The 25,534-nt window shown below is 67.3% G+C and carries 29 protein-coding genes; 14 read left to right on the top strand and 15 right to left on the bottom strand.

From position 1 onward, the window contains the following. The first annotated feature begins 104 nt into the window (after positions 1–104). The gene (locus tag GUI70_RS01705; protein ID WP_161880525.1) at positions 105–779 is read left to right on the top strand and encodes an NUDIX hydrolase; all 675 of its coding nucleotides are present in this window, start codon (positions 105–107) and stop codon (positions 777–779) included. 12 nt (positions 780–791) lie between these two features. Here the strand turns inward: GUI70_RS01705 and GUI70_RS01700 are convergent, their stop codons facing one another. The 7 genes from GUI70_RS01700 to GUI70_RS01670 all read right to left on the bottom strand — a co-directional run bounded on the left by GUI70_RS01700 (position 792) and on the right by GUI70_RS01670 (position 8,527). After that, positions 792–1,220, bottom strand: coding sequence for a CoA-binding protein (locus tag GUI70_RS01700; protein ID WP_161880524.1), 429 nt, complete (start codon positions 1,218–1,220; stop codon positions 792–794). Beyond that, complete coding sequence (gene hemL / locus GUI70_RS01695) at positions 1,217–2,578, bottom strand: glutamate-1-semialdehyde 2,1-aminomutase (RefSeq protein WP_161880523.1); 1,362 nt, start codon at positions 2,576–2,578, stop codon at positions 1,217–1,219. Before hemL ends, GUI70_RS01700 begins: the two co-directional genes overlap by 4 nt. 111 nt (positions 2,579–2,689) lie before the next feature. After that, positions 2,690–5,125, bottom strand: coding sequence for a DNA polymerase III subunit gamma/tau (dnaX, locus tag GUI70_RS01690; protein WP_161880522.1), 2,436 nt, complete (start codon positions 5,123–5,125; stop codon positions 2,690–2,692). 58 nt (positions 5,126–5,183) lie between these two features. Then, a complete protein-coding gene (locus GUI70_RS01685; RefSeq protein ID WP_161880521.1) occupies positions 5,184–5,567 on the bottom strand; it encodes a hypothetical protein in 384 nt (127 codons plus the stop codon). Between the two features lie 122 nt (positions 5,568–5,689). Further along, positions 5,690–6,715: a tRNA (guanine(46)-N(7))-methyltransferase TrmB gene (trmB, locus tag GUI70_RS01680; protein WP_161880520.1), complete on the bottom strand. Its 1,026-nt coding sequence runs from the start codon at positions 6,713–6,715 to the stop codon at positions 5,690–5,692. Continuing rightward, the gene (locus GUI70_RS01675) at positions 6,712–7,473 is read right to left on the bottom strand and encodes an FAD-dependent oxidoreductase (protein ID WP_161880519.1); all 762 of its coding nucleotides are present in this window, start codon (positions 7,471–7,473) and stop codon (positions 6,712–6,714) included. Before GUI70_RS01675 ends, trmB begins: the two co-directional genes overlap by 4 nt. Positions 7,474–7,639: 166 nt before the next feature. Continuing rightward, a complete protein-coding gene (locus tag GUI70_RS01670; RefSeq protein WP_237724632.1) occupies positions 7,640–8,527 on the bottom strand; it encodes a peptidoglycan-binding domain-containing protein in 888 nt (295 codons plus the stop codon). 285 nt (positions 8,528–8,812) lie between these two features. Here GUI70_RS01670 and GUI70_RS01665 point away from each other — a divergent pair, with 285 nt between their 5' ends. Then, positions 8,813–9,244 (top strand): acyl-CoA thioesterase, encoded by a 432-nt coding sequence (locus tag GUI70_RS01665; protein ID WP_161880518.1) that lies wholly within the window; start codon positions 8,813–8,815, stop codon positions 9,242–9,244. A gap of 8 nt (positions 9,245–9,252) precedes the next feature. On the opposite strand, the gene GUI70_RS01660 is transcribed toward GUI70_RS01665, so the two are convergent. The 5 genes from GUI70_RS01660 to GUI70_RS01640 all read right to left on the bottom strand — a co-directional run bounded on the left by GUI70_RS01660 (position 9,253) and on the right by GUI70_RS01640 (position 12,601). Further along, complete coding sequence (locus tag GUI70_RS01660) at positions 9,253–10,098, bottom strand: sulfurtransferase (protein WP_161880517.1); 846 nt, start codon at positions 10,096–10,098, stop codon at positions 9,253–9,255. A gap of 9 nt (positions 10,099–10,107) precedes the next feature. Next, the gene (locus GUI70_RS01655) at positions 10,108–10,743 is read right to left on the bottom strand and encodes an SDR family oxidoreductase (RefSeq protein WP_161880516.1); all 636 of its coding nucleotides are present in this window, start codon (positions 10,741–10,743) and stop codon (positions 10,108–10,110) included. 99 nt (positions 10,744–10,842) lie between these two features. Continuing rightward, positions 10,843–11,502, bottom strand: coding sequence for an LrgB family protein (locus GUI70_RS01650; RefSeq protein WP_161880515.1), 660 nt, complete (start codon positions 11,500–11,502; stop codon positions 10,843–10,845). Further along, entirely contained in the window at positions 11,499–11,903 is a 405-nt protein-coding gene (locus tag GUI70_RS01645) for a CidA/LrgA family protein (RefSeq protein WP_438503451.1), read from the bottom strand. Before GUI70_RS01645 ends, GUI70_RS01650 begins: the two co-directional genes overlap by 4 nt. Then, positions 11,900–12,601 carry a 5'-methylthioadenosine/adenosylhomocysteine nucleosidase gene (locus tag GUI70_RS01640; RefSeq protein WP_161880514.1) on the bottom strand — a complete coding sequence of 234 codons (702 nt, stop codon included), beginning with the start codon at positions 12,599–12,601 and terminating at the stop codon, positions 11,900–11,902. Before GUI70_RS01640 ends, GUI70_RS01645 begins: the two co-directional genes overlap by 4 nt. 100 nt (positions 12,602–12,701) lie before the next feature. On the opposite strand from GUI70_RS01640, the gene hspR reads away from it, so the two are divergent. The 3 genes from hspR (at position 12,702) to GUI70_RS01625 (ending at position 14,916) form a co-directional block, all read left to right on the top strand. Then, a complete protein-coding gene (gene hspR / locus GUI70_RS01635; protein ID WP_161880513.1) occupies positions 12,702–13,421 on the top strand; it encodes a heat shock protein transcriptional repressor HspR, fused homodimer type in 720 nt (239 codons plus the stop codon). Beyond that, positions 13,414–14,307 carry a metallophosphoesterase gene (locus GUI70_RS01630; RefSeq protein ID WP_237724631.1) on the top strand — a complete coding sequence of 298 codons (894 nt, stop codon included), beginning with the start codon at positions 13,414–13,416 and terminating at the stop codon, positions 14,305–14,307. The genes hspR and GUI70_RS01630 overlap by 8 nt, the downstream gene beginning before the upstream one ends. Positions 14,308–14,418: 111 nt before the next feature. After that, positions 14,419–14,916 carry a hypothetical protein gene (locus tag GUI70_RS01625; protein ID WP_161880511.1) on the top strand — a complete coding sequence of 166 codons (498 nt, stop codon included), beginning with the start codon at positions 14,419–14,421 and terminating at the stop codon, positions 14,914–14,916. A 9-nt stretch (positions 14,917–14,925) separates the two neighbouring features. Here the strand turns inward: GUI70_RS01625 and lepB are convergent, their stop codons facing one another. Together lepB and GUI70_RS01615 are read right to left on the bottom strand one after the other, a co-directional pair. Then, entirely contained in the window at positions 14,926–15,510 is a 585-nt protein-coding gene (gene lepB, locus GUI70_RS01620; RefSeq protein ID WP_161880510.1) for a signal peptidase I, read from the bottom strand. A gap of 50 nt (positions 15,511–15,560) precedes the next feature. Further along, complete coding sequence (locus tag GUI70_RS01615; RefSeq protein ID WP_161880509.1) at positions 15,561–16,817, bottom strand: TCR/Tet family MFS transporter; 1,257 nt, start codon at positions 16,815–16,817, stop codon at positions 15,561–15,563. A 153-nt stretch (positions 16,818–16,970) separates the two neighbouring features. On the opposite strand from GUI70_RS01615, the gene GUI70_RS01610 reads away from it, so the two are divergent. The 8 genes from GUI70_RS01610 to GUI70_RS23920 all read left to right on the top strand — a co-directional run bounded on the left by GUI70_RS01610 (position 16,971) and on the right by GUI70_RS23920 (position 23,939). Continuing rightward, complete coding sequence (locus tag GUI70_RS01610; protein ID WP_161880508.1) at positions 16,971–18,014, top strand: bifunctional nicotinamide-nucleotide adenylyltransferase/Nudix hydroxylase; 1,044 nt, start codon at positions 16,971–16,973, stop codon at positions 18,012–18,014. 43 nt (positions 18,015–18,057) lie between these two features. Next, positions 18,058–19,071, top strand: a complete 1,014-nt coding sequence (locus GUI70_RS01605; RefSeq protein ID WP_161880507.1) for an ADP-ribosylglycohydrolase family protein — start codon at positions 18,058–18,060, stop codon at positions 19,069–19,071. Continuing rightward, positions 19,068–19,634, top strand: coding sequence for a cyclin-dependent kinase inhibitor 3 family protein (locus GUI70_RS01600; RefSeq protein WP_161880506.1), 567 nt, complete (start codon positions 19,068–19,070; stop codon positions 19,632–19,634). The genes GUI70_RS01605 and GUI70_RS01600 overlap by 4 nt, the downstream gene beginning before the upstream one ends. A gap of 35 nt (positions 19,635–19,669) precedes the next feature. Further along, positions 19,670–21,067, top strand: coding sequence for a nicotinate phosphoribosyltransferase (locus GUI70_RS01595; RefSeq protein ID WP_161880505.1), 1,398 nt, complete (start codon positions 19,670–19,672; stop codon positions 21,065–21,067). After that, complete coding sequence (locus GUI70_RS01590; protein WP_161880504.1) at positions 21,064–21,732, top strand: hypothetical protein; 669 nt, start codon at positions 21,064–21,066, stop codon at positions 21,730–21,732. The genes GUI70_RS01595 and GUI70_RS01590 overlap by 4 nt, the downstream gene beginning before the upstream one ends. Then, on the top strand, positions 21,729–22,322 hold the full coding sequence (locus GUI70_RS01585; RefSeq protein ID WP_161880503.1) for a nicotinamide mononucleotide transporter family protein: 594 nt from the start codon (positions 21,729–21,731) through the stop codon (positions 22,320–22,322). The genes GUI70_RS01590 and GUI70_RS01585 overlap by 4 nt, the downstream gene beginning before the upstream one ends. Next, positions 22,315–23,304 (top strand): AAA family ATPase, encoded by a 990-nt coding sequence (locus GUI70_RS01580; RefSeq protein ID WP_161880502.1) that lies wholly within the window; start codon positions 22,315–22,317, stop codon positions 23,302–23,304. Before GUI70_RS01585 ends, GUI70_RS01580 begins: the two co-directional genes overlap by 8 nt. Before the next feature lie 68 nt (positions 23,305–23,372). Further along, positions 23,373–23,939, top strand: coding sequence for a TM2 domain-containing protein (locus tag GUI70_RS23920; RefSeq protein ID WP_202630359.1), 567 nt, complete (start codon positions 23,373–23,375; stop codon positions 23,937–23,939). 66 nt (positions 23,940–24,005) lie between these two features. Here GUI70_RS23920 and GUI70_RS01570 read toward each other — a convergent pair whose 3' ends face one another. Further along, positions 24,006–24,293 carry a hypothetical protein gene (locus GUI70_RS01570; protein WP_161880501.1) on the bottom strand — a complete coding sequence of 96 codons (288 nt, stop codon included), beginning with the start codon at positions 24,291–24,293 and terminating at the stop codon, positions 24,006–24,008. 221 nt (positions 24,294–24,514) lie between these two features. Here GUI70_RS01570 and GUI70_RS01565 point away from each other — a divergent pair, with 221 nt between their 5' ends. Beyond that, positions 24,515–25,516, top strand: coding sequence for a serine hydrolase domain-containing protein (locus GUI70_RS01565; protein WP_161880500.1), 1,002 nt, complete (start codon positions 24,515–24,517; stop codon positions 25,514–25,516). The last annotated feature ends 18 nt before the right edge of the window (positions 25,517–25,534 follow it).

The raw sequence follows: 25,534 nt of genomic DNA, 5'->3' as shown, positions 1-25,534 counted from the left end.
GCGCCGCGTCCGGGCGTCTAAAGTGAAGGTGTCATGGATACACTTATCCCCGCTGCGCTGCTGGCCCGGTCCGCCGTTCGGTTCGCGCCGTCTTTGGGCGGGCCGTGACGCTGAGTCTGCCGCCGCAGGCCACCCAGGTTGGGCTGGCGGTGGATGTGGCGGCCTTCGCCATTCATGAGGGCTGCCTGCATGCCCTCTTGATCGAGCGTGCCACCCTGCCGCACCTGCAGACCTGGGCGCTGCCCGGCGGCTTCGTGCATGTCGGCGAGGAACTGCACGAGGCCGCCCTGCGCGAGTTGCGCGACGAGACCAGCATCGAGCTGGAGCCGCGCCACCTGGAGCAGTTCTACACTTTCGGGGCGATTGGTCGCGACCCGCGCGGGCGAATCGTCAGCGTGGCGCATCTGGCGGTGCTGCCGCACGGCACCGTGCATGTGATGGGCGGGGCCACTACCCTGCACGCCGACTGGTTTCCGGCGCACGCGCCGCCGCCCTTGGCCTTCGATCACGCCGTGATTCTGGGCCGGGCCATCAAGCGACTGCAACTGCGGCTCGAATACGCCAACCTGGCGCTGGAATTCTTGCCGGAAACCTTCACCCTGCCCGAGTTACAGGGCGTTCACGAAGCGATTCTCGACAAGGCGCTCGACAAGCGCAACTTCCGCAAGCGGCTGCTGGCCCAGGGCATCCTGACGCCCAGCGGCGAGCGCCGCAGTGGGGTGGGCCGCCCGGCGCAACTTTACCGCCGGGCCAAGGGCGCACGCACCGGACTGCTGTAACTTCGCGCCTGGCTACAAATACTGTCGGTGGTCGCTCAGCATGCAGCGGTCCTGAATCACCATGATGCCGCGCGCGCTCAGCTCGGCGGCCACCGCGTCGTCTCGGATGCCGAGCTGCAACCAGACCACCTTGGGCAGCGGATTCATGCCCAGAATGTCAGGCAGATGCTCGCGCACCCTGTTGCTGCGCCGGAACACCTCGACCACATCGATCGGCACGTTCAGTTCAGCGAGGCTGGCGACCACCGGGTGATTGAAGGCCGAAACGTGGCGCGAGGCCAGCGCCGGATTGACGCCGTACACCTTGTAGCCCTGCCGGTCCAGGTATTCCGGCACGTAGTGGGCGGCCTTGACCTCATCGGGGTGAAAGCCGATGACCGCCACCGACTTGCTGTCTTCGAGCACCTGCATGATGTCTTTGGGGTCGGTCAGGATAGTCATGCGGGCTCCTTGAGGTGGGCAAAGGCGCGCTGGGCGGCGCTGAGGGTAAAGTCGAGGTCGGCAGGGGTGTGGGCCGACGAGACGAAGATGCTCTCGAACTGCGAGGGGGCCCAGTAGACGCCCCCGGCGAGCATGGCCCTGAACCACTGGCCGAAGGCGGCGGTGTCGGCGCGCGCTGCCTGGCCGTAGTGCTGCACCTCGCCTTCCAGAAAAAAGGCGGTGAGCATGCTGCCGATGGTGTTGACAGTGAGCGGCACGCCCGCCTGGGACGCCAGATCGCTCAGCCCGGCTCCCAGCGCGGCGGTGTAGCGCTCCAGCCGTTTGTAGATGCTGGGGTCGCGCTCCAGCTCACTCAGGGTCGCCAGGCCCGCCGCCATCGCCAGCGGATTGCCGCTCAGCGTTCCGGCCTGGTACACCGGACCGAGGGGCGAAACGAAATCCATGATCTCGCTTCTGCCGCCGTATGCGCCCACCGGCAGGCCGCCGCCGATGATCTTGCCCCAGCAGGTCAGGTCGGGCTTGAGACCAAGCAGCCCCGTCGCCCCGCCGAGCGAAAGCCGGAAGCCGGTCATCACCTCGTCGGCGATCAGGAGCGCACCCGCCGCCTTGACCCGGTGCAGGGCTGCCAGAAAGTCGGCGTGGGGAATCAGCACGCCCGCGTTGCCGACCACCGGCTCGAAGATGACGGCGGCGATCTCATGGCCGCGCTGGGCCATCAGGTCGTCCAGACCCGCCGCGTCGTTGTATTCGGCCACCAGGGTCAGCGCGGCGTACTCGGGCGGCACCCCAGCGCTGCTCGGCGCGGCCCCGCCCAGCGCCGCTGCGTTGGTCATCAGCCCGCTGCCCGCTTCCACCAGCAGGGCGTCGGCGTGGCCGTGGTAGTTGCCCCGAAACTTGAGGGTGTACTTGCGGGCCGGTTCATGCTGGCCGACAAAGCCGCGCGCCAGCCGCAGGGCGCTCATGGTCGCCTCGGTGCCGCTGCTGACGAAGCGGACCTTCTCGGTGCCGGTCAGCCGGGTGACGAGTTCGGCCAGCAGCACCTCGCGCTCGTTGGGTGCGCCGAAGCTGGTGCCGAAGGGCAGGGCGTCCTGAATGGCCTGCCGCACGGCTGGGTGGTTGTGACCCAGGATCATCGGTCCCCAGGAGCCGATGTAATCGAGATACGTCTGACCGTCGGCGTCGGTGAATGTGGCCCCATCGGCGCGGGCGATGAAGCGCGGATTGCCGCCCACCGACTTGAAGGCTCTGACCGGCGAGTTGACCCCACCGGGAATGACCCGCTGGGCGCGCCCGAAGAGGGCGTCCGAGTGGGCCGTGAGAGAAGTGGCGGGGGCGGGCGACTCAGGCGGAAACGTCATGCCTCCACGGTACGACGCCGGGCCGTGAGGGAAGCGAGGGAAGCGCACACAAACCCGCCCAGACCAAGAGGAAATGAAGAGGAGGTTGAGGTGGACCAGTCGAGGGGTGTTTCAGGCCTGCGCCGCGCCGTCCACTTCATCCACCGTGTCTTCGCCCTCGCTGTCGGTTTCAGCCACCGCCACCTTCTTGACCTTGCCGATCTCCTTGACCCGCCCTGAAAAGAGCCGGGTGACTTCGAGGTAGTTGGGGTGGGCGCGCACGTCACCTGCCGGGGCGCTGGCCATCTTGGTGGGCGCGGTCTTCGGGCGGTTCGGCAGGGGGGCGCGTTCGGGCACGCTCTGGAGGCTCGCAACCGGCTGAGCTGTCTGTGCGGACTGAACCGCCTGATCTGGGGGGGCGGGTTGGCCGGTTGTTCTGGCCGCGCTGCTCAGCGCCACCGGGCCGCCCAGGTCGTCCCAATCGGGTTCCTGGCTGATCGGCTCCAGCGGAATGTAGAGTTCGCGCTCGTGAGACGTCGGCGGCGCCGTTTCCGGCAGGGGATTGGTGCTGGGCGGCGCGGCCACCGAGTCAGCAGCATGGCGCTGGGCGGGCCTGGCCCGGTCCGGCAGCGGCGCGGGTGCGGCGTCGTCCGGCGAGGGCGGAAAGGGTTCGGGACGGATCGGCTCAGGCCGGGCCGTTCCGGTGCTGGCGGGTGCGGGGCGCGGGGTGCGAACGGTCGGCTCGAAGTCGGGCAGATCGGGCACCGGGTCGGCCAGCACATCGGGCAGACTTGGCTCGGGCGCGGTCAGCGTGGCGCTGCGGGGGCTGGTGGCGGGGCTGCGGCGTCCGCTGGGCGCGAAGTCGGGGATCGCCTGAACGGGCTGGGCGGCGACCTGCGCGCCTCTCTGCCCAGAGAGGGCCTGAGCGGATACGGCCTGGGCTTCGGCAGGCGCAGGGCGGAGAGCGGGTTCAGCTGTGTGCGGGGCCTCAGACACGGGCGCGAAGCTGGCCCCCGCGCTGTCCGGCCCGCCCAGTTTCAGCTTGCGGTTGTGGTCGGGCGAGATCAGCTCGAAGACCACCGGGCCGAAGACCCGCAAGACCAGCGCGCCGACCTCGTCGAATTTCTGGTAGACCTGGGTGGCGTGAAACTTGCCGCGTGCGTCGTAGCTGAGGCTGACATACCCGGTTTCGGCGTGCATCCGGGCAGGCTTGAGAAAGGCCCGCATCTGCATCTTGGCGAGATTGATCACGTCGGCCCAGTTGCCGCTTGGGGCAGCGGCTGGAGCCGGGACGGAAGCACGCGGTACGGCAGCGCGTTCCGCCACCGGAGCTGGGGTGCCGGTCGAAGCGGAGGTACGGCTGCCCGGACTCGACTCGGCGGGGTCGGCCAGGGGTGCGCGGCTCCCGGTGCCTGCCCCAGCCGCTTGAAGTGCCCGGACGTCCTGTTCGAGTCGCGAGAGGCGCGCGGCGTCGGCAGCGCTGAGTCCCGCTGCGCCGCTTCTGGGCTGCGCGTGCGCGGCGGGTGCGCTGCCGACGCCCTCGCCCGCGATCAGGGCGTGGGTCAGGGCCAGCTCCAGGCTGAGCTGATCGGCTCCCCGGCTGAAGCGGGCTTCCTGAGCGTCAAGCGCGGCTTGTAAGCGCAGCAGACGGGGCACCTCGGCACCGTTGAGCTTCTCGCCTTCCAGCCCCAGCTCGGCGTGCAGCGCTTCGCCCAGTGCCGTGACCAGCCCCTCGACCACCGTGCGGGCCGCGTAGCCGTCGCGGTAAAGCGCTGCCGCCCCGGCCAGCAGCGGCCCGGCGTCGAGGTTGACCAGCGAGCGGGTCATCTCGCGCATCCGCTCGGAGGGCGGCAACCCCAGCGCCGCCTCGACGCCGCTGCGGGTGATGACCTGTCCGGCAGCCAGCATCCGCTCCAGCAGGCTCTCGCCGTCGCGCATGGCACCGTCGGCCAATCGCCCGATCAGGTTCAGGGCGTCCTCGTCGGCCTGCGCGCCTTCCTGCGTGACCAGCCCGGCCAGTTTTCCGGCGATCTCCGGAGCGGTCAGCCGCCGGAAGCGGTAGTGCTGGCAGCGCGACAGGATGGTCGGCAGGATCTTTTCAGGCTCGGTGGTCGCCAGAATAAAAATCACGTGTTCGGGCGGCTCTTCAAGCGTTTTCAGCAGCGCGTTGAAGGCGGCCCGCGACATCATGTGCGCCTCGTCCAGAATGTAGATTTTCTTGCCGCCGCGCATGGCCGACAAGCCCACCTTCTCGCGCAGATCGCGCACGTCGTCGACGCTGTTGTTGCTGGCTGCGTCGATTTCCAGCACGTCGGGGTGGTTTCCGGCGCGTACGCTCAGGCAGCTCTCGCACTCGCCGCAGGGCTTCTTGCCGGGCGACTGGCAGTTGGCGGTCATGGCGATCAAGCGGGCCGTGGTGGTCTTGCCCACGCCGCGCGGTCCCGAGAACAGGTAGGCGTGACCGACCCGGCCCGCCTCCAGCGCCGAGCGCAGCACGTCCTTGACATGTTCCTGGCCCACCACCTGTTCCCAGGTGATCGGTCTGGCCCGCTGATAAATGGCGCTCACGGCGTCAGTTTACGGCGCACGGGCCACGCGGCGCAGTGAGGGAGGGCAGACTCGGGCTTCACCGCGTGCCGGAAGCGGGTTGGCTGTGGGCGGCGGGCGCAGGATTCAGCTGCGCTTCGCCGCGCCACTGGTAGAGGGCGGCGGCCGCCGTGACCAGCAGCAGGGTCAGGCCCAGGCTCAGCCAGTCGCTCAGGCCAGGACCCGTCGCCGCGCGGCTGCGGCTGGCGGCACTGGAGCGGGCCGCTCTGGGCCGTGGACTCGTCGGGGAAGCCGGGCTGGTCGCCCTGGCGCTCTTCCCTCTGGCCGGGTCTCCTTGGGAGGGCGCGGGAGACGGAGCTGGGCCGCTTGGCTCCGCTACGGGCTTCGCCTCGGCCTGCTTGGCGCGGGGCCGGGCCGGGCGTTTGGGCGGGCGCTTGTCTCCGCCGACCTTGGCGTCGGTCATACGCCGCGCTCCCGACTGGGGCAGCAGGGGAGAATCGGTGAACTGGACGACGCTAAGCTGATCACAGAATCAGTATACCCGAATCTGGCCCAAACGAAACTGACCTGGACGGGAAGCCGAAGTCAATATCCCAGATGCCGCACCACGCTGCCGCGCTCGACGAGCCACTCGCTGAGCGCGCCCACCGCCGCCTTGACGCCCGGAGTGATGATTGGGCCGCCGAATTTGCCGAGCCGTACCAGCAGCGAGCCTTCAGCACGCAGCGTCACGTTGATCAGCACTTCCTGGGTCAGTTCGCCCTCCACCACGTGCGCCAGTACCGTGAACTCGTCGCGTCTGAGGCTGCGGTAGGCGTCGAGCAAAACGGCGGTGCCCGCAGCAGCGTCTGGGCCGGGAACGCGCACCGCCCGGCGCTCGAAGGCGTCGAACAGGGTGCTGAAGTCGGTGCCGGGAGGCAGGCTTTCCAGAATGGCGTGGGGCACGTGGGCGTCCTCCAGGGAAGAATGCTGAGCCGGCAGGGCGGCGGGAAAGTGGCTGAGGTCGCCGTGCGGCACAGCCGGTTGGGCCGTTGCCACGAAGCGCACATGCTGCGCTCTGAGGCCCAGCCCCTGCCACTTGAGGGCGTACTTGGTGTGCAGGGCGGCGGCGGGCGGCTCGCCCTGCTCCGGGCGCATCACGCCGCTGAGTTGGGCCTCCTGCAGCGCGAAGTCGAAATACTCGTCGTGGTCGGTGGTCAGCAGCACGGCCCCGCCGGGCTTCAGGCGGCTGGCGGCTAGGCGAAAGAACCCGGCGCGCAGCAGGCGGTGGTCCTGGTGCTCGGCCTTGGGCCAGGGATCGGGAAAGTTGACGACAATAGCGCTGAGCGCACCCGCCGGAACGACCTCGCGCAGCAGTGGCAGGGCGGGCAACTTGGTGAGGTGGGCGTTGCTGAGACCGGAGAGCCGCAGCCTCCGCGCCGCTTTCAGCAGGCTCTGGCCGCTGAGTTCGGCCCCCAGGTAGTTGGGTGCTTGCGGCTGGGTGCGGGCGTACTCGGGCCAGAAGCGCCCGTCACCGAAGCCGATTTCCAGCACCCAGGGCAAATCCGGCGTCTCAGGATACAGGCGGCGGGCCGTGTCGGGAAAATGGAACTCGCCCAGGCGCATGATCACGCTTCACTCTCCGGCAGTCCGCCTGCCAGCAACTCAGCGGCCAAACTCGCCGCGTCGGTGAGCACCGAGGCATACGTGTGGTCGCCCGGCGTGCAGCGGCCCAGCGCATACACGTTGTCCATGCGCCGCACCCGGAAGCCGTCCAGTTCTCCCGGCGCGAGAATCTGGAACCGCACCTCGTAGTCGGGCGCGTCGGCGCGGCTGTGGGCCTGGCCGGAAGCGTAGGTCAGGTAAAGACCGTGGGCGCTCAAATCGTCGGCCAGAAAGTCGTAGGCGACCTCACTGAGCCGCCCAGCTTCCTCCATCGTCTCGCCGATCAGGAGCCGGCCCTTCAGAAACGCGCCCACCGCCATCACCACCGCCCCGGCCCGCAGTGTCGGGCCCTCCCAGCTGGAGAGCTGCACCTCGCCCGGCAGTTCATTGAGTTCAGTCACACAGGATTGCAGCAGATGAATACCCGCCGTGCGCTCAATCTCGGCCTTGAGGCGGCAGTGAAACACCCAGCCGTCAGTGTCGGGGGCTATCTGCTGCTTGACCTGGGCCAGCAAGCTGCCCGCCGGAAAGTCGGCTCCGGCCACATCCGGCTGATACAGGTTGCCGAGGTGGTCGAGCGCCTGCGACACCAGCAGAACGTCCTGGCCCGCGCGGGCCAGCCGCCAGCTCAGTTCGCTGCCCGCCAGGCCCGCGCCGACGACGGCCACATCGTAGCGGTGGCCTGGCTGCGGCTGGCTGCGCGGAGAGGAGAGGGGTTTGAACATCGGATAGGGAGTGTAGCGCACGGGCCGGGCCGCTGTGTCCGCTCATACAGATTCCGGGTTTGCTCCTCCCGGTCCTGAGCACAGCAGACGCCCTTGAGTCCGCCTGCCCGCTCGGTCAGTTCTCACCCGTTCTCTGAAACGGTTCGAGTCGGCGTCCGTTCCAGGTTTATTTCTCCGCCCTGAACTTCCTGGCGTCCGGCGAGAAGAGGACATTCCAGGTGGCCCGGTCAATGACGCCCGTCACTTTGAGCTGGTTGGCACCTTGGAAGTCGCGCACCGTCTTGGCGGTGTTGGGGCCGTACCAGCCGTCGCCCTGACCGCCCGTGCCGCTGAGGGTCAGGGCGATCAAGCGGTTCTGGGCCGCGCGCACGTCGGGACCGTTGAGGCGCGGGGCCACCAGTTGCAGCGTGCGGCGGAAGGCCGGGCCGCTAATGGGGGGCGCTGGCACCGCCTTTCGGGGGGCGCTGCCGTTGGCGCTGGGCGAGGTCGCCTGAAAGGTGGAGGTTTTGGACACGGGCGGCGCGGCGGTGGCTACTTTGGCGGCGGGCGAACTGGCTGCTGGAGTCGTCGCCTGTGGGGTCGGCTGCTTGGTCGATTGGGGCGTCAGGGCGGCGGCAGGCACGGTGGGTGCGTCGAGGTACACCAGGCTGCGCCCGCTGGCCGCCTCGTCGCCGGCAACGCGCAGATACACCGTGCCGCTGGGCATCTTGAGCCAGTTGAACACCGTGCGCTGGTCGTCGCGGCTACGCCACACACCGTAGAGGTCCGCGCCCAGGGCCGCGCCGAGCTGAGCGCGCACCGTCTCCACCTCGCCCGCCACACCCACGCAGCGCTTGCCCGGCGTGCCGATGGGGGTGTAAGCGGCGGGGCAGTTTCGTAGCACGCCGTCGAGCGTCTCGGCCACCTTCAGGGCAGCGGCGTCGATGTCGGCGGGCGTCGGCACCCCGGAGAGCGGCGCGTCGCTGGCCGAGGTGGGCGGCAGGTTGGCGGCCAGCATGCCGGGCCACCAGCCGGTGATAAGCAGCAGGGCAGTCAGGAGGACGGGACGCTTCACCCTTCAGAAGTAGCACAACCGGCATGACCGGCAGTTCGAGACCGGGTGCAGACGGACCCTGCTGTTTTCTCACCCTGCTGTCAGAGACTGGAGCCGTTGACGATAAAGTTGCCTGTCGTTCACGTCCGGGCGGCGCAGCCAGGCCTGAGGGCAGTTGTCCAAAGAGACGCCTGAGCTGGAAGCACGCTCAACTCCTCCTTCTCTCCAATGCTTTACACGCACGCGCGGCGTCGGCTGGGCGCTTTTCTCGGGCAGCGCAACGAACAAACGCTCTAGACTTTCCGCATGTCACCTCGTCCACCGCCCAGTCGCGCCGACTACCGGGTGTTCACGGCCCTCCAGACCCGCTGGGCCGACAACGACGTGTACGGCCATGTCAACAACGCCACCTACTACAGCTACTTCGATACGGCGGTCAACGCCCATCTGATCGGGGCCGGGGTGCTCGATATCCAGGCCGGTGAGATGATCGGGCTGGTCGTGGAAACCGGCTGCGTCTACTTTCAGGCGGCGGCGTTTCCGGAGCCGCTCAGCGCGGGCCTGCGGGTCGCCCATCTGGGCCGCAGCAGTGTGCGCTATGAGCTGGCCATCTTCCGCGAGGGTGAGCAGACGGCCTCGGCAGCGGCCCATTTCGTGCATGTTTATGTGGACCGCCTGACCCGCCGCCCGGTGGAGGTGACCGGAGCGCTGCGGGCGCTGCTGGAAGGCTGGCAGTAAGAACGAACTCAATCCTCGCCGGTCGCCACCGGCCGGGCGTCGTCGCTGATCCAGTCGCTCCACGACCCGGCGTAGAGGCGCGTGGTCGGTCCCGGTATGCGCCCGGTGAGCGCCAGCGCCAGCAGATTGGCCGAGGCCGATACACCGCTGCCGCAGTAAAGCACCACGTCGCCCGCCGGAAAGCGCCCGGCCTGCTCGGCGGCAGCCTTGAATGTGCCGTCTGGGTTCAGCCCGCCCGCCCAGTCGAGGTTGACGGCACCGGGAATGTGCCCGGCTTTGCTGTCGATGGGTTCTGTCTCGCCCCGGTAGCGTGGGGCAGCGCGCGAGTCGAGCAGCGACACCGTGCCGGGCAGCGTGGCCACCTCGTCGGCACTCGCCAGCCAGTCCGCCTGTACCTGCGGCGTGAAGCTGGCGGGTGGGTGCGCGGCCTCCTCGGTACTCACCGCGCCGCCCGCCGCCAGGTAAGCAGGCCAGCCGCCGTCGAGCACCTGCACTCGCGTATGGCCCAGCCACCCCAGCAGCCACCAAGCGTGTGCGGCGTAAAAGCCCTGGCCGCTGCTGGGATCGTCGTAGATCACCACCCAGTGGTCGTCACCGATGCCCTGCGCGCCCAGCCAGCTCGCCAGCGTCTCGGGATCGGGCAGCGGGTGACGGCCCCCCGCGCCGTCCGGGCGCACCTCACCGCTGAGGTCGGTTTCCAGGTCGGCGAACACCGCGCCCGGCACATGTCCGCCCAGGTAGGCCAGCCGACCCGACAGCGGATCAGCCAACGCGTAGCGGGTGTCGAGCACGCGCAGATCGGGGTCGCCGAGGCACTGGAGCAGTTCAGGGGCGCTGATGAGTGGCGAGGACATACCCCCAGTCTAGGAGGAGACCGGCAGTGACGCCACCGCCTCGCCCACCGGAGTCGGGCCGAAGGTGATCTCGAAAGTCTGGCCGAGGCTGCCCGGCGCGTTTAGGCAGGCCACGACCACGCGGGCCACGTCCTCGCGGGGAATCTGGCCCCCCTGCACCTGGCGGCCCAGTGTGATCTGTCCGCTGCCCGGCTCGTTGCTCAGCCCGCCGGGGCGCACGATGGTGAAGTCCAGTCCGCTGTGCTGCACGTGGGCGTCCGAAACGGCCTTGACCTTGAGCACCTGTATCAGAAACGGCGGCATCTGTTCGGGACGGTCCACGCCCATGCTCGACACCACCACCAAGCGCCTAGGGCCCTGCTGAACCAGGGTGTCGGCCACCTTTACCAGGGCGTCGCCGTCGATGGCCTGAAAGTTGCCGCTCGTGCCCGCGCCCGCCGCCCACACCACCGCGTCCGCGCCGTCGAGGACCTGCGTCCACTCGCCCGTCAAATCGCCCATGATGGGATTTGCGCCGTGCAAGCTGAGCATATCGGCCTGTTCCTGGGTGCGGACCAGTGCCCGGATGTCATGGCCCGCCTGACTCAGTTGACTCACCACATGCCGCCCCACGCCGCCCGCCGCTCCGATCACTGCAATCTTCATGAGGCGTAAGGTAGTGCGCTCGCCCATCAGACCGGGTCCGGGAAAGATTGGAGGGGGGTAAAGGTCAGGCCAGGGCAAAGTCAGGTTCAGTGGTCCTCGTTACCGGCTCAGCAGCGCCACCAACACGCTGATCAGCAGCGCCGCCAGACCCATGCCGATGCTGCTGGCCACGCCCACCTGCTCGCCCTCCTCGCGGGCGCGGGCGGTGCCGATGCCGTGCGCCACGCTGCCCATGGCCAGGCCGCGTGCCAGCGGGCGGCGCACCCCGATGAAGGTCAGAAAGGGCGGCAGCACCACCGCGCCGATCAGCCCCGAGAGGACGGCCAGGGTCGCGGCCAGGGTGGGCGGCGCTCCGGTGTACTCGGCCAGAACCACCGCCACCCCGCTGGTCGCGGGCGCGGTGATCAGTGCGCGCTGCGCCTCGGTGCTCAGGTGCAGCATTCTGGGCAGCCAAGTGTCCAGCCCCACCGCCGTCAGGGTTCCGGCCAGGCTACCCACGATCAGGGCCGGTCCCTGGCGGGTCAGCAGCGCCCGCTGGCGGTAGAGCGGCACGGCCAGCGCCACCACTGCCGGAGACAGCAGCAGCGAGAGGGGACGCGCCTGCGCTGTGTACTCGGGATAGGGCGTGCGGCTCAGGAGCAGCGCCAGGGCAACGATCAAGGTGGCGATCAGGGTGGGGTTGATCAGCGGGCTGCGCCAGCGCGTCTGTGCCCACAACCCCAGCACGAAGGCCGTGATGGTCAGGGCCAGCCAGATCATGCCTGCTGCTCCGACTTGAGCCAGCGCGCGGCGATCAGCCCCGTGACGCCCGCCCCGGCCAGCAGCCCGGTGAGCATCACCAGCAGCCACAGCCCCCAGGCGGCCCCAGCGCTGAGGTAATCGGTAAAGCCCACCGTCGCGGGCACGAACAGCAGCCCCAGCACGCCCAGCAGGTGATCTGCCGCGCCCTCCAGCCAGCTCAGCCGCACCACCCCCAGCCCCAGCGCGAGCCACAGCAGCAGCAACCCCAGCACCGGGCCGGGCACCGGCACCCTGAGCAGCCGGGCCAGACCCTCGCCTAGTGCCGCGAAGCCCATCAGCAGCCCCAGCCCCAGCAACCAGGCGGCCAGCGGCGAAAGGGCCGCAGGTGGCCGCGAGGTGGGCAACGGCGAAGCGCTCAAGCGCTGGTCTGGTCGCTCAGGCGCGCGAGCATGCCGCGCACCACCTGCTTGGCGTGGCGGGCCACCAGTGGCATGAACTCGCGGTAATCCACCTGGGCGTCGTGGTCGGCGGTGTCGCTCACCGAGCGGATCACGACGAACGGCACGCCGTGCTTGGCGCAGACCTGGGCCACCGCCGCGCCCTCCATCTCGGCGCAGGCCGCCCCGAAGGTCTGCCACAGCCACTGCACCTTCTCGCGCGAGGCCACGAACTGATCGCCGCTGGCAATCCGCCCCTCCACCGCCCGGATGCCCTCCAGTTCGCGGGCGGCTTCCAGCGCCAGGTCGCGCAGCGCGCCGTCGGCTTCCCAGCTCAGCGACTCGCCCGGTACCACACCCAGTTCGTAGCCCAGCGCCGTCACGTCCACGTCGTGCTGGATACAATCGGTGCTCACCACGATGTCACCCACCCGCAACTCGGGATGCACCCCGCCCGCTACCCCGGTAAAGATGACCTGGGTCGCTCCCGCCGCGATGAGGGCCGCCGTGGTCATGGCCGCGTTGACCTTGCCGATGCCGCCCTCGGTGATCAGGACCGGGTGGCCGCCCAGCACGCCGCTGTGCAGGGTCACGCCCGGCGAGAGCTGCTGGCGGTGGTCTATGAGGTCGCCGATGAGCAGCGCCACTTCTTCTTGCATCGCGCCGATAATTCCGATCATCTGGGCAGTCTAGCGGCCCGGCCCGGCCCATACCCCCCAGCGGCAGATGACACACTTCGTCCCAATCACACAATCTGCCTGACGTATACTCAAGGAACCGATGGCCTCCGACACCAAGCAACGTCCCGTGTATGTGATCAGCATTGCCGCCGAACTGGTGGACATGCATCCGCAGACGTTGCGGCTCTACGAGCGCAAGGGCCTGATTCGTCCGGGGCGCAGCAGCGGCAAGACCCGGCTGTATTCCGAGCGCGATATCGAGCATCTGCGCGAGATCCGCCGCCTGACTCAGGAACTCGGTGTCAATCTGGCGGGTGTCGAGGAAGTCATGCGGTTGCAGCACGAACTCGACGACATGCAAGACGAGTTCGAGCAGGAGATCGAGCGCATCGAGAACGAGATCCGCGCCCAGGTGGCCCAGCCGCTGCCCGCGCCGGGCCAGCCGCTCAGCGCCCAGGACCGGCCTGTGTATGTGATCAGCATTGCCGCCGAACTGGTGGACATGCATCCGCAGACGTTGCGGCTCTACGAGCGCAAGGGCCTGATTCGTCCGGGGCGCAGCAGCGGCAAGACCCGGCTGTATTCCGAGCGCGATATCGAGCACCTGCGCGAGATCCGCCGCCTGACCCAGGAACTCGGCGTCAATCTGGCGGGCGTCGAGGAGATCATGCGGCTGAGGTTCGAACTCGACGCCAACCGGGGCCGTCTGGAGCACCGCATCGCCGACATTCAGCAGGACATCACCGATCGCATGACCCGCTGGCGTGAGTTGCCCGCGCCCCCCGAGGCCCCCGGCGGGCCGGAAGAGTTCCGTGATTAGCTCGCCTGGCAACGGACCAGCGCCCAGGCCCAGCGCGCCCCCGAACATCCTGCCGATGTCGGAGACCCTCTGGGTGGTGGGCGATATCCATGGTGCGCTGGGCAAGCTCAAGCTGCTGCTGCTGCGTGCGGGCCTCACCGATTTCGACGGCTCGTGGCGCGGCGGTGAGGCGCATCTGGTGTTTCTGGGCGATTACCTCGACCGGGGCGAGGACGGCGCGGGCGTGATGCGACTGGTGCGCACCTTGCAGCGCCAGGCCACGCTGGTGGGGGGGCGGGTCGATGCGCTGCTCGGCAACCACGAGGTGATGTTTCTGGCCGCGATGCTGTTTCGCCAGAAAGACCCCCGCGACGATCTGGGCTTTTACGAGTACTGGCACAGCAATGGCGGCCAGCCGCGCGACATGGCCCGCATCGAACCCGGTGACCTCGGCTGGCTCTCGGAGCGCCCAGCCATGCTGCGGGTCGGTCCCTGGCTGATGCAGCACGCCGACAGCGCCATGTACCTCAAGCTGGGCCGCAGCGTGCCGGAAGTCAACGCCAAGGTGGCGGCCAAACTCGCTTCCAGCGACCCCAAAGTCTGGCAGGAATTCCTGAGCGCCTTCGCCGCGCGCATGGCCTTTGCCAGTCCGGAGGGCGGGCCGCTCATCCGGCGAGTGATGGACACCTTCGGCAGCGAGCGGGTCGTTCACGGCCACACGCCCATCAATCTGCTGCTCGGCAGCCAGGGCGAGGAACCCGGCGCGCCGTTGCCCTACGCGGGTCGGCAGTGCCTCGACATCGACAGCGCCATGGCCTACATCCCCGGCGCGGGCTTTATCACCCGCCTCGACGCGCAGGGCATCGCCGAGGTCGTGACGTACCCGCCACTGAGCTTCGCCCGCTGAGGTGCCGCTGGTGCTGGCCGTGATGGATGCCTGCAAAGCGCGGGAAGACGATTCAGATTGACTTCAGACGCCGCGTGCCTACCGGGGCCAGAACGTTGTCAGACTGTGGGCATGGCAGAGTTCAACGGACGCATCGGCGGCCTGACCCAGGGCTACGACATTCACGCCGACTGGGACGGTGAGAGACTGCACGGACGCATCGGCGGCACCTTCAACGGCAAGGACATCGACGTGCGGCTCAGGGGCGATCAGGTCAGCGGGCGGATCGGCGGCCACTTCGGCGGCTTCGACGCGGACGGCGAGGTGAGCGACTCGCACGTGCAGGTGCGCCTCGGCGGGCGCATCGACGGCGACGACGTGCGCCTCGAGATCAGCGGCAACCGCGCCCAGGGCCGCTTCTCGGGCCGCCTGGACGGCAAGGACCTGAACCTGACGCTGGGCGGCCAGCACCTGACCGGGCGCATCGGCGGCACCTTCGACGGCAAGGACGTGAACATTCAGATCGGCGGGGTGCCGCTGGCCCTGGCTGTGCTGGCGGCGGCCTGCGCTTACAAGGCGCTGGAAGACGAACAGAACGACGCGGCGGCCAGTGCGGGCCACTCCAACTGAGCCCCTGGCTTACGGCCCGCCCACCCGCTCCGGCGGCCACAGGCTCAGATTGGCCGTGCCCGCCACGTCGCTGACGCTGACGGGGCCGTAGAAGCGCGAATCCACGCTCTCGGCCAGCAGGCGGTTGTCGCCCAGCACGTAGAGGGTGTTGGGTGGCACCTGCACAGCGGCCTCGTCCTGGGCGGCGGGGCCGCTGGCATGCGTATCGGCCACCGCCCGCCCATTGACCCGCAACTGGCCGCCGATGATTTCCACCGCATCGCCGGGCAGGCCCACCACCCGCTTGATGTTGTAAGGCCGGTGGCGCAGGCTCCAGCGTCCCAGCACGTCCAGCGTTTCCCAGGCGTACTCGCTTCCCGGCGGAGCCTTGAAGATCACCACGTCGCCGCGCCGGTAGGGCAGGGCCGTCAGCCGCCAGGCGTGGCCCCAGCGCGGAAATTTGAGCAGCAGCATGCCCTGGCCGGTGTGCAGCGTCGGATTCATGCTGTTGCCGTCCACGCGGGCGATCGTCAGGCCGAAGGTGGAGACGAGCCACAGGAGCAGCAGCGGCAAGGCGGCTTCCTTCCACAGCCGGGTGCGCCAGAAGCGGATCATCGGGGCTGAGTGTAGGGCGCGGGCGTGAGAAGCTGCCGCCCGGCCGGCCCTCACGCCGGATTGGCGGGCGCGGTTTCGGTGCTCACCGCTTCGGGCGGGGCGGGGAGGTGGCGCAGGGCATTCCAGGCCAGCAGCAGGCCGATCAGCGAGAAGAACGCGCCCATCAGAAACGCCGCGCCCGGCAGTTTGAAGGCCGCGCCGCCGCCGTTGAAGTAGGCGTAGACCCAGGTGGCCAGCAGCGGCCCGACCACGCCCACCAGACTGTTGACGGCGGTAAGTGCACCCTGCACCTTGCCCTGCTCGGACTCGCCGACCTGGCGGCTGATGATGCCCTGCAAGGTGGGACCGGCCAGTCCGCCGAGTGCGCCCGCCACCAGCGAGATGTACAGCAGCAGTGAGGTCTTGGCGAAGGCCAGCACCAGCATCTCGATCAGGCCCATCGTCAGACCCAGCACAATGGCCCGGCGCTCGCCCAGCCAGCGCACCGAGATGCTGATCAGGCCGCCCTGCACCACCGCTGTCATCAAGCCGAAGACTGCCAGCGCCAGACCGTTTTGCAGTGGGCTCCAGCCCAGCACGCCCTCGGTGTAGAGCACCCAGGTGGAGAAGATGGTCTGCCCAGCCAACCCCAGCGCGATCAAGGCACCGGCCATCTTCAGGATCAGCGGGTAGCGGGCCAGCGCCGCGAGCGGCTTGAAGGGATTGAGGTCCTGGCGGCTGAGGCGCACACCGCGCGATTCGGGCGGCAGCGATTCCGGCAGCACGAAGTAGCCGTAGAGCATGTTGAGCAGCGCCAGCCCGGCGGCGAACATGAACGGCACCCGCAGGCCGTAGTCACCCAGCAAGCCGCCCAGCGCCGGTCCCAGGATGAAGCCCACCCCGAAAGTCGCTCCCAGCTTGCCGAAGTTCTTGGCGCGGTCCTCGGGCGCGGAAACGTCGGCGATGTAGGCGTTGGCGACGGTCAGGCTGGCTCCGGTGATGCCCGCGACGACCCGCCCGAGAAACAGCCACCACAGCGTGGGCGCAAAGGCCAGCAGGAGGTAATCCAGCCCGATACCGAGCAGACTCAGCAGCAGCACCGGGCGGCGGCCATAGCGGTCTGACAACGTCCCCAGAATCGGCGCGAAGACAAATTGCATGACCGCGTAGATGGCGGTAAAGATGCCGATGTAGCGCGCCCCTGCCGCTGCCGACCCGGCCAGCTCCTTGATCAGCAGCGGCAGCACCGGGATGATCAGTCCGATGCCCATGATGTCGATCAGTGCGGTGATGAGGATGAAGGTCAGGGCGGCTCGGGGCCTTTGCATCCGATCAGGCTATCAAAATTAGGTCAGGGCAGAATCGGCCAGATGGCGGAGGATGGGGGATGGGTGAGTGGTGAGTGGATAGGCAGAAATCCGGGTGCGGATGTCACCTTTTGATCTCATTTAACTCATAAATAGTCATTTAGATTATGAGACATGAGTGATTCATCCTCCCCCCAACGTACCCGCAGACGCACCTTCGGGGTGTATATCGGACGCTTCGAGCCGCCACACGCCGCGCACCTTGAGGTGATGCAGGAAGCGCTGATGCAGGTGCAAAAGCTGATCGTGGTGATCGGCTCGGCGCGGGCAGCCCGCAACGCCAAGAACCCGTTTACCGCCGAGGAGCGCCAAGCGGTCATCGTGGAGTTGCTGCGTGAGGTGGGGATTCGGCCCAGCCGGGTGTTGTTCGTGCATGTGCGCGACTACTACTACAACGAGTCGCTGTGGCTCAGCGAGGTGCAGCGCGGCGTGGCGGCCCACACCCACGGCAGCAGCGACGTGGCGCTGATCGGGCACCTCAAGGACGAGAGCAGCTATTACCTGCGGTCGTTTCCGGCCTGGGAATTCCTGCCGACGCATGTGGTGAGCTCGCTGAGCGCCACTGAGGTGCGCCGCGCCTACTTCGAAGACGATCTGGAACGGGTACGGAGCATCGTGCCGCCCGCCGTGTGGGTGTTTCTGGAGCGCTTCCGGCAGACGCCCGACTTTGCCGAGTTGCAGGCCGAGTACCGCTACGTGCAGGACTACCGGGCAGCCTGGGCAGGCACGCCGTACCCGGTGGTGTTCGTGACCACCGACGCGGTGGTGATCCGCAGCGGACATGTGCTGGTGGTGCGGCGCGCCGAGCAACCTGGGCGCGGGCGGTTGGCGATGCCCGGCGGGTTTCTGGACACTGCTGAGACACTGCTGGCCTCCTGCATCCGCGAGGTGGTGGAGGAAACGGGCTTGCAGATCAGCGATCTGGCGGCGTACCAGCGTTCGCAGGCGGTGTTCGATTATCCGGGCCGCAGCCTGCGGGGACGCACCGTCTCGCACGCTTTCCAGTTCGATTTGGGCATCGGGCAACTGCCGGTACTCCGGCCCGGCAGTGACGCCGCTGACGCCTTCTGGTTGCCGCTGAGCGAGGCGCTCTCGTCGCCGGAGTTGTTCTTCGAAGACCACCACGCCATCATCGAGCACTTTCTGATGCGGGGTTGACAACAGTTTGCCTGGCAACCACGGCCCACCCAAAGGAGTTTCCATGCCCCATGTCTCCATCCCAGACCAGATCGGCGGCGTTCTCTTCGGCGCAGCTTACGGCGACGCACTGGCCGCACCCACCGAGTTCATGCTCAGCCTGGCGCATATCCGACAGTCGTTCGCGCCCAGCGGCCCCACCGACATTCACGCGGGCCGCGTCACTGACGACACCCAGATGATGTTGGCGGTGGCCCGCGCTCTGCTGGGCACGTCCGAACAGACGCCCGCCGCGCTGGAAACGGCGCTGAGGGCCGAGTTTATTGCCTGGCTCCATGATCCCGAGAACAACCGCGCTCCTGGCCACACCTGTCTGACCGCCTGCCATCACTTGCAGCACGGTGGGGCGTGGCAGACCGCCACCGTGACCGGGAGCAAGGGCTGCGGAGCCAACATGCGGGTGCAGCCGGTAGGATTTATTGCCGACGACCGGATTCGTGCGGGCGCGGCCCAGCTGCAAGCTGCCCTGACGCACGGCCATCCCACTGCCCTGGCCGCTGCCGACCTCACCGCGCAGACGATCTGGTTGCTGATCTCGGGGACTGCGCCCGCACAGCTGCCAGGGGCGCTGACGGCTTACGCGCAGGCTCAGCGCAAGGTCTACCACGCCGAATGGCTGGGCGATCTCTGGCAGCACTACGGGGCTTCCAGTCCTCAGGCCTACACCTCACAAGGTTGGGACGAGTGCCTGGGCGTGCTGGCCCGCCTGGACGCCGCGCTCACTTCCGGCATCTCTGACGACGCCGACCCCTGTGACTTTACCGGAGAAGGTTGGATCGCCGAGGAAGCGCTCGCCACCGGGCTGCTGTGCTTCCTGCTGACCCCGACGGACCCGCTGGAGAGTCTGCGCCGCGCCGCCGTCACGAAAGGCGACAGCGACTCGCTGGCCTGCCTCGCCGGGACGTTTGCCGGGGCGTACTTAGGGCTGGGGGCGTTTCCGGCGGAGTGGCAGACGCGAATCGAGTATGCGGGCGAGTTGCAGCGCTGCGCGACGGCGTTTGGAGGAGTGTGGCAATGAGCAGCGTACAGACCAGTCAGAACAACCCGATGCGGATCATCTGGATCGAGGACAAGACCGCCGCCCCGCTGTGGCCTGGACACCTGGGCCTGACGATTGCGCCGAGCAAGAAAGGCGCGTCACTCTTCAGCAGCGTGGTGCATCAGCGCGACCTTGCCATCGACTTCGCCGCGCTGAAAGCTGAGCAGGTAGACCTGCTGGTCAATCTGATGGAGGAGGATGAGGGAGAGCGCTACGGCATGGGCCAGTACGACGAGCTGGCCCGGCAAGCCGCTCTGACAGTGCGCCGCTACCCGATTGTGGATCAAAACGTGCCCAGCGACCCGACCACCTTCGCTGCCCTGGTAGACGAGCTGTACGCCGAGCTGCAAGCTGGAAAAACCATCGTGGTGCATTGTCTTGGCGGACTGGGGCGCTCCGGCACGCTGGCGGCCTGCTTACTTATTCGGGCTGGCCTGGGCGCTCAGCAGGCCATTGATCTCACCCGCAGTTGCCGTCCGGGGGCCATCGAAAACAGGCAACCGGAGTTCGTGAAGCAGTACGGCGCAGCGCAGCGCGGCTGATCGTCCTCTTCCACACCACAGACAAGGAGCACACCATGAATCCCCTCGCCGACAACAACATCATTCTCGACACCGACAGCTACAAGGCCAGCCACTTTCTTCAATACCCCAAAGGCACCCGCAAGCTGTTTTCCTACCTGGAATCGCGCGGCGGACGCTACCCGGCCACCCGATTCTTTGGCCTGCAGTACATCCTCAAGCGTTCCCTGAGCGTGCGCGTCACTGCCGAGATGGTGGAGGAAGCCAGAGCGCTGATCACCGCGCACGGCGAGCCGTTTCCCTATGACGGCTGGATGCACATCGTCAACAAGCACGGCGGCAAGCTCCCGCTGGAAATCCGCGCCGTGCCGGAGGGCATGCTCGTGCCCGTGCACAACGCCCTGATGACCGTCACCAACACCGACCCCGAAGTGTCCTGGCTGCCCGGCTGGTTCGAAACCATGCTGATGCGCGTCTGGTACACCACCACGGTCGCCACCCAGAGCTACTACCTGCGCGAGATTCTCAAGACCGCGCTGGAGCAAACCTCCGACCGGGCCGCCGAGGAACTGCCGTTCAAGCTGCACGACTTCGGCAGCCGGGGCGTATCAAGCCGCGAGAGCGCGGGCCTGGGCGGGCTGGCGCATCTCATTAACTTTCAGGGCAGTGACACGCTCGAAGCGCTGCGGACTGGGCGCAACTACTACGGGGCCGACATCGCCGCCTTCTCCATTCCCGCCGCCGAGCACAGCACCATTACCAGCTGGGGTAAGGAACACGAGGTCGACGCCTACCGCAACATGGTGGAGAAGTTCGGCAAGCCCGGCGGCGTCTACGCGGTGGTAAGCGACAGTTACGACCTCAAATACGCTATCAATACTCACTGGGGTGAAACGCTGCGCCAGCAGGTCATCGACAGCGGCGGAACCCTGGTGGTACGGCCCGACAGCGGAGATCCGGCGGCGATGGTGCGACTGGCCGTTCGCGCGCTGGCGGCCAAGTTCGGCACGACCACCAACAGCAAGGGCTTCATGCTGCTCAACCACGTGCGGGTCATTCAGGGCGACGGCGTGGACGAGGACTCAATCCGCGAGATTTTGCAGAACTTGATCGTGGACGGCTTCTCCACCGAAAATGTCACCTTCGGCATGGGCGGGGCGCTGCTGCAAAAAGTGGACCGCGACACCCAACGCTTTGCCTATAAGGCCAGCGCCGCGCTGATTGACGGTCCCGAGGGCGAGTACTTCCAGCCGATTTACAAAGACCCGGTGACCGACCCCGGCAAGCGCAGCAAGGACGGCGTGCTCGATCTGGTGCGCGAAGGCCAGCGCCTGGTGACGCGGCAGTATCAGACCTTCGACACCGCGTATCCGGACAGCGTGATGCGCGTGGTGTACCGCGACGGCGAAGTGCTGGTGGACGAGACGCTGGATGTGGTGAGGGGGCGGGCGTGAGCCAACACCTGGAGCGGCTTTTGCCAATCCTGTCGACCATTCCCGGCGTCAACATCCCCGTGACGGTTCTTCAAGGCGTCTACATCGCGGCCAGCCAACGAAAAATAGAGCAGCTTGAAGGTGCTCTGCAGTATGAAGTTGGTCTGCTCAACCAGAAAGTCATGGCTGGACAACTCACTCTGGACAGGGAATATGTCAAGTCCGATTCCTTTACAGCCAACGTGATTCAAGCTGTCAGGGCCGCAGAAGTTGCTGAGACGGAAAACAAACTTCACTTCATCGCCCGCGCTCTGGCTGGCTGCTCGCTGAGCTTTCCACGCCCTCAACTGGACAAGTTTCAAACGATGCGGATTATTGAGAGTATGTCGGACCGGGAATTACGAGTATTTGTCGAGTATTTCCAGATCCTTGATCCGATTGATCCTTACCAGGATTTTATTCCCAATGATTCCCAGGTATCAGTGCATGGTCTTTCACGGCAGGAATTTGTTGCTTCTCTGCTTGGGCTTGAGCAACTTGGACTCATTTCAAAGGAAAATTTGACGGACAGACAAGGAGAATGGGTGGACACCCCATATCAATCTGGGTCGGGTTTTGCTTGGAAATTGACGGCCCTGGCGCGGCAGGTTGCCATACTGAGCCGCGTGGGGTTTGAGGAACCATGAATATCAACTGGCTCACCAGTCTCCCGCCGCTCTTCCTCGACCTCTCCGGCGCGTTCGCCGTTCTCGTCTCCCTTTACTACCTGTTCGCCAAGGCGCGGGCGTACTGGCACTGGTCGAATGCCTCGCTGCTGCCGTACTTCCTGCTGTTTGTCGGCGGTGGTCAATGGATGCTGGCGGGCTTGCAAGTCACCTACCTGCTGTTCGGCATTCACGGCCTCTACCTCTGGCACCTGGAGGCGCGGCGCGACAGGGGGGAGCTGACCTTCAACGAGCCGCTGTGGTACGGCGTGACCTGGGTGGCGAGCCTTGCTATCTTCACCTACACCACCGTCGCCACCGACTTCTCGCAGTCCTGGAACTGGATGCAGTTCGCGGCGGTCACGCTGGCCCTCGTCGCCAACTTCGCTACTACCCGCAAATGGGCCTGGAGCTGGCCGGTGTGGGTCACGGTCAACGCGGTGCAGGCGGTCTACTTCTGGCACACGGCGTACTGGGCCTTGTTCGGCCTGCAATTTATTCTGGGGGCCATGAGCGTCTACGGCTACTTCGCCTGGAGAAAGGACGAGAGGCGCGTGGTCGAGTTTGCCTGAGCACTTCCAGCACGGCCTGATCGTCGGCAAGTTCGCTCCCCTGCACGCCGGACACGAGGCGCTGATCCGCTTTGCGCTTGCCCGGTGCCAGCGGGTCAGTGTGTGGGTCTACAGCCGCCCCGACTTCCCGAGTATGCCCTCGCCCCTGCGCCGGGGCTGGCTGCGCGAGGTCTTCCCGGCCCACCTGTTTCCGCAACTCACTCTGCTCCCCGACGCGCCCAACCCGCCGCTCAACGACGCCCCCGACGCCGAGCATCAGCAGTATGTCAAAGTCGTGCTGGACACCTGGAACGTGCGCCCGGATGTGGTCGTCACCAGCGAAGCCTATGGCTCCCCGCTGGCCGAGTGCCTGAACATCGCTCACCTGCCCTTCGACCCAGAGCGCCGCCAGACGCCGACCAGCGGCACGGCCATCCGCGCCGACGTTCACGCCTCGCGGCACTTCCTGAACCCGCTGGTCTACGCGCATTTCGTGGAGCGGGTGGCCCTGGTCGGCGCGGAGAGCACGGGCAAAAGCACCCTGGCGGCGGCGCTGGCAGGCGACTTCGGCAGCCACTTCGTTCGCGAGTATGGCCGCGACATCTACGAGCGCGAGGACGGCCACCTCACCCCCGAACACTTCCTGGAAATCGCCCTGGGCCACCGCGCCCTGGAAGATGAGGCCGTCCGCACGCCGGGCCAGGGCCGTTACCTGTTCGTGGACACCACCGCCGCCACCACCCTGATGTGGTCGTACCTGGTGTGCCGCACCGCCCTGCCCGAGTTGCACGCCCTGGCCGACGCTGCCAAGGGCCGTTACGCCCACACTTTTCTGTGCGCCGACGACTTCGGCCACCAGCAAGACGGCTGGCGCAGTAATACCGAGGTTCGCAGCGTGCAGCAGGCCTTCATCGTGCAGGACCTGGAAACGCGGGGCGTGCGCTTCCACAAAGTCGGGGGCGAGTTGGCCGCCCGCATCGGGCAGGTGCGCGCCACTCTCTAAGCTGCAACTTTGGATGGACGCGGGGCGCAGACGCTTCCACTAACCTTCTTTTCACAGGAGGCTCCACCATGACCCAGCCCGATTCCGAAGGGAGCAGTATCAACCTCAACAAGCCCGACCCGGCCAACGAACTGCGGATTGATCCGCCCCACACCCAGCCCGCATCGCACGACGTGCCGGGCTGGGTCAACGAGGCGACCCAGCAGGCCCAGCAGACCCACACGCCGCCGCAAGTGCCCCAGCCGCAGCCTGACTTCAACGCCCGCCAGCCCGCCGAGCGCCTGACTGGCGACGCCGCGCCCCTGAACATCGTGCCGCAGAGCGAGACCGGTACCCGCAAACTGGTGGCCGGGTTGCTGGCGATTTTCCTGGGCGCGTTCGGGGCGCACAAGTTCTACCTGGGCCGCACCACGCCGGGCCTGATCGTCTTGCTGGCCCACATCGGCGGCTGGTTCGTGACATTGGTGCTGAGCATCCTCACGCTGGGATTGGGCGCCATCATTCTGGTGCCGCTGATGGGCCTGGTGGCCTCAGCGCTGTGCATCGTCGGCCTGATCGAAGGCGTCGTGTACCTGACCCGCAGCGACGAGGAATTTGCCCAGATCTACCTGATCGGCAAGAAAGACTGGTTCTGAATCGGCTGGCCGTTTTGCTCAGTTGCCGCGCCGCGCTTCCGCTGAAGTGGGCGCGGTGTTTGCTGCTCAGAGCGCCGGAAAAAACAGCTTGGTGTCTTCCGGCACCCAGTAGGCGTGGGTCTCGTTGGTGCCAGGCACACAGAACATCACGGCCTCGAAGGGCAGGTCTTCGGACTGCACCACGCCGATGTTCCAGCGGCTGCGCTCCGATCCCCAGATGGCCACCCGGCCCAGCGAGGTCTCGCATTCGAGGTACTCGCCCTGTGCGGCGCGGCACACTGGCCCGACAGCGAGAACGGTCAGATGTCTGGGGTCGGCTTGCATGGTCCCAGCAGACCACAGTGGCTCTGACATGCGTCTCACACCGCTCAGGCCGCACCGTTTCCGAAACATGCAGTGCATAAATTTGACTTCGCCCTCATACTGCGCTATTATTTTCTTACCACCGCCAAAAAGGGCGGATTTTTTTGATCTGTGTCTGCCAGTCGGCGCTGGTCTTTAGCGCCGTTTATGCTAGAGGCATGGCCGACCGAACCTTGAACGCCCTTTTGCATCTGCTCGTCCGGGGCTGAGCGGTGTTTCGCCCGGACGAGGCCAGTCAGACGGCCCGGCAACTGACCCAGACGTTCCCTGATCTGGACGTCCACCGTCTGGCGGCGGCGCTGCGCCGGTTGCTGCGGCCTGGCGGGGTGGTGGCCGTCTCGCAGGGCACAGAGCGGGTGGTGCTGGGCCTGCATCAGCAGCCACAGCGCAGCTTCGAGATTGCCAGTGTCACCAAGCCGTTCACGGCGGCGCTGGCCTTCCAGTTGGCCGGGCAGGGCCCCCTCGATCTGGACCTTCCACTGGCGCGACAGCTCAGCCGCTTCCGGAGTTACCCACCGCACATCACGGCCCGCGCCCTGCTGACACATACGGCGGGACTGCCGCTGCACCCGCTGCGCGGCTCACTTGGCACCCTGCGCGACTTTCACGATCCGTATGGCCGCCTCAGCGCCGAGGCGGTGCTGGCCTCGGGCCGCCGCTGGAGCTGGCTGGGCCGTCAGCAGGCCGGGCGGCTGGCCTACTCCAATTTCGGCTACGGGCTGCTGGCCCTGGCGCTGGCCGAGGCAGCAGGGCTAACCTATCCGGCGGCGCTGCGAACCTGGGTACTTGAGCCGCTCCATCTGCACCGCACTGATTTCGCGCCGCTGACGCCGCTGGCCGCGCCACACGGCCTGCTGGGCAGTCGCCGGGTCAGCGGGTTTGGCGGCCTGACCGGAGCGGGCGGCTTGTACAGCACCGCCGACGATCTGCTGGGTTTTGCCGAAGCGCACCTGAGCAACCAGCTGAGCGGCTGGGCCAGCCTGAGCCGTCCGCCGGGGCTGCCACCCCATCTGGTGGGTGTGGCGGGCGGCTGGTTGGTGGCCCGCTGGCAGCGGGAAGCGGTGTGGTGGCACGACGGCGTGGCACGCGGCACCCGGGCGGCGCTGGGCTTCTCGCCCGACAGCGGCCGGGCGGCGGCGGTGCTCGTCGGCAGCGGGGTGCCGCTGCTGGGCGGGCGGGCTGGTCCGGCGGCGCTGCTGGAGGTGCTGCTGTGATTTCCCCGGCTCGGCAGC

It is taken from the genome of Deinococcus alpinitundrae, from assembly GCF_009982895.1.
Taxonomy (GTDB): domain Bacteria; phylum Deinococcota; class Deinococci; order Deinococcales; family Deinococcaceae; genus Deinococcus; species Deinococcus alpinitundrae.
Note: the sequence above shows the minus strand (reverse complement) of the source record. Positions and strands in the feature narration are given on the sequence as shown.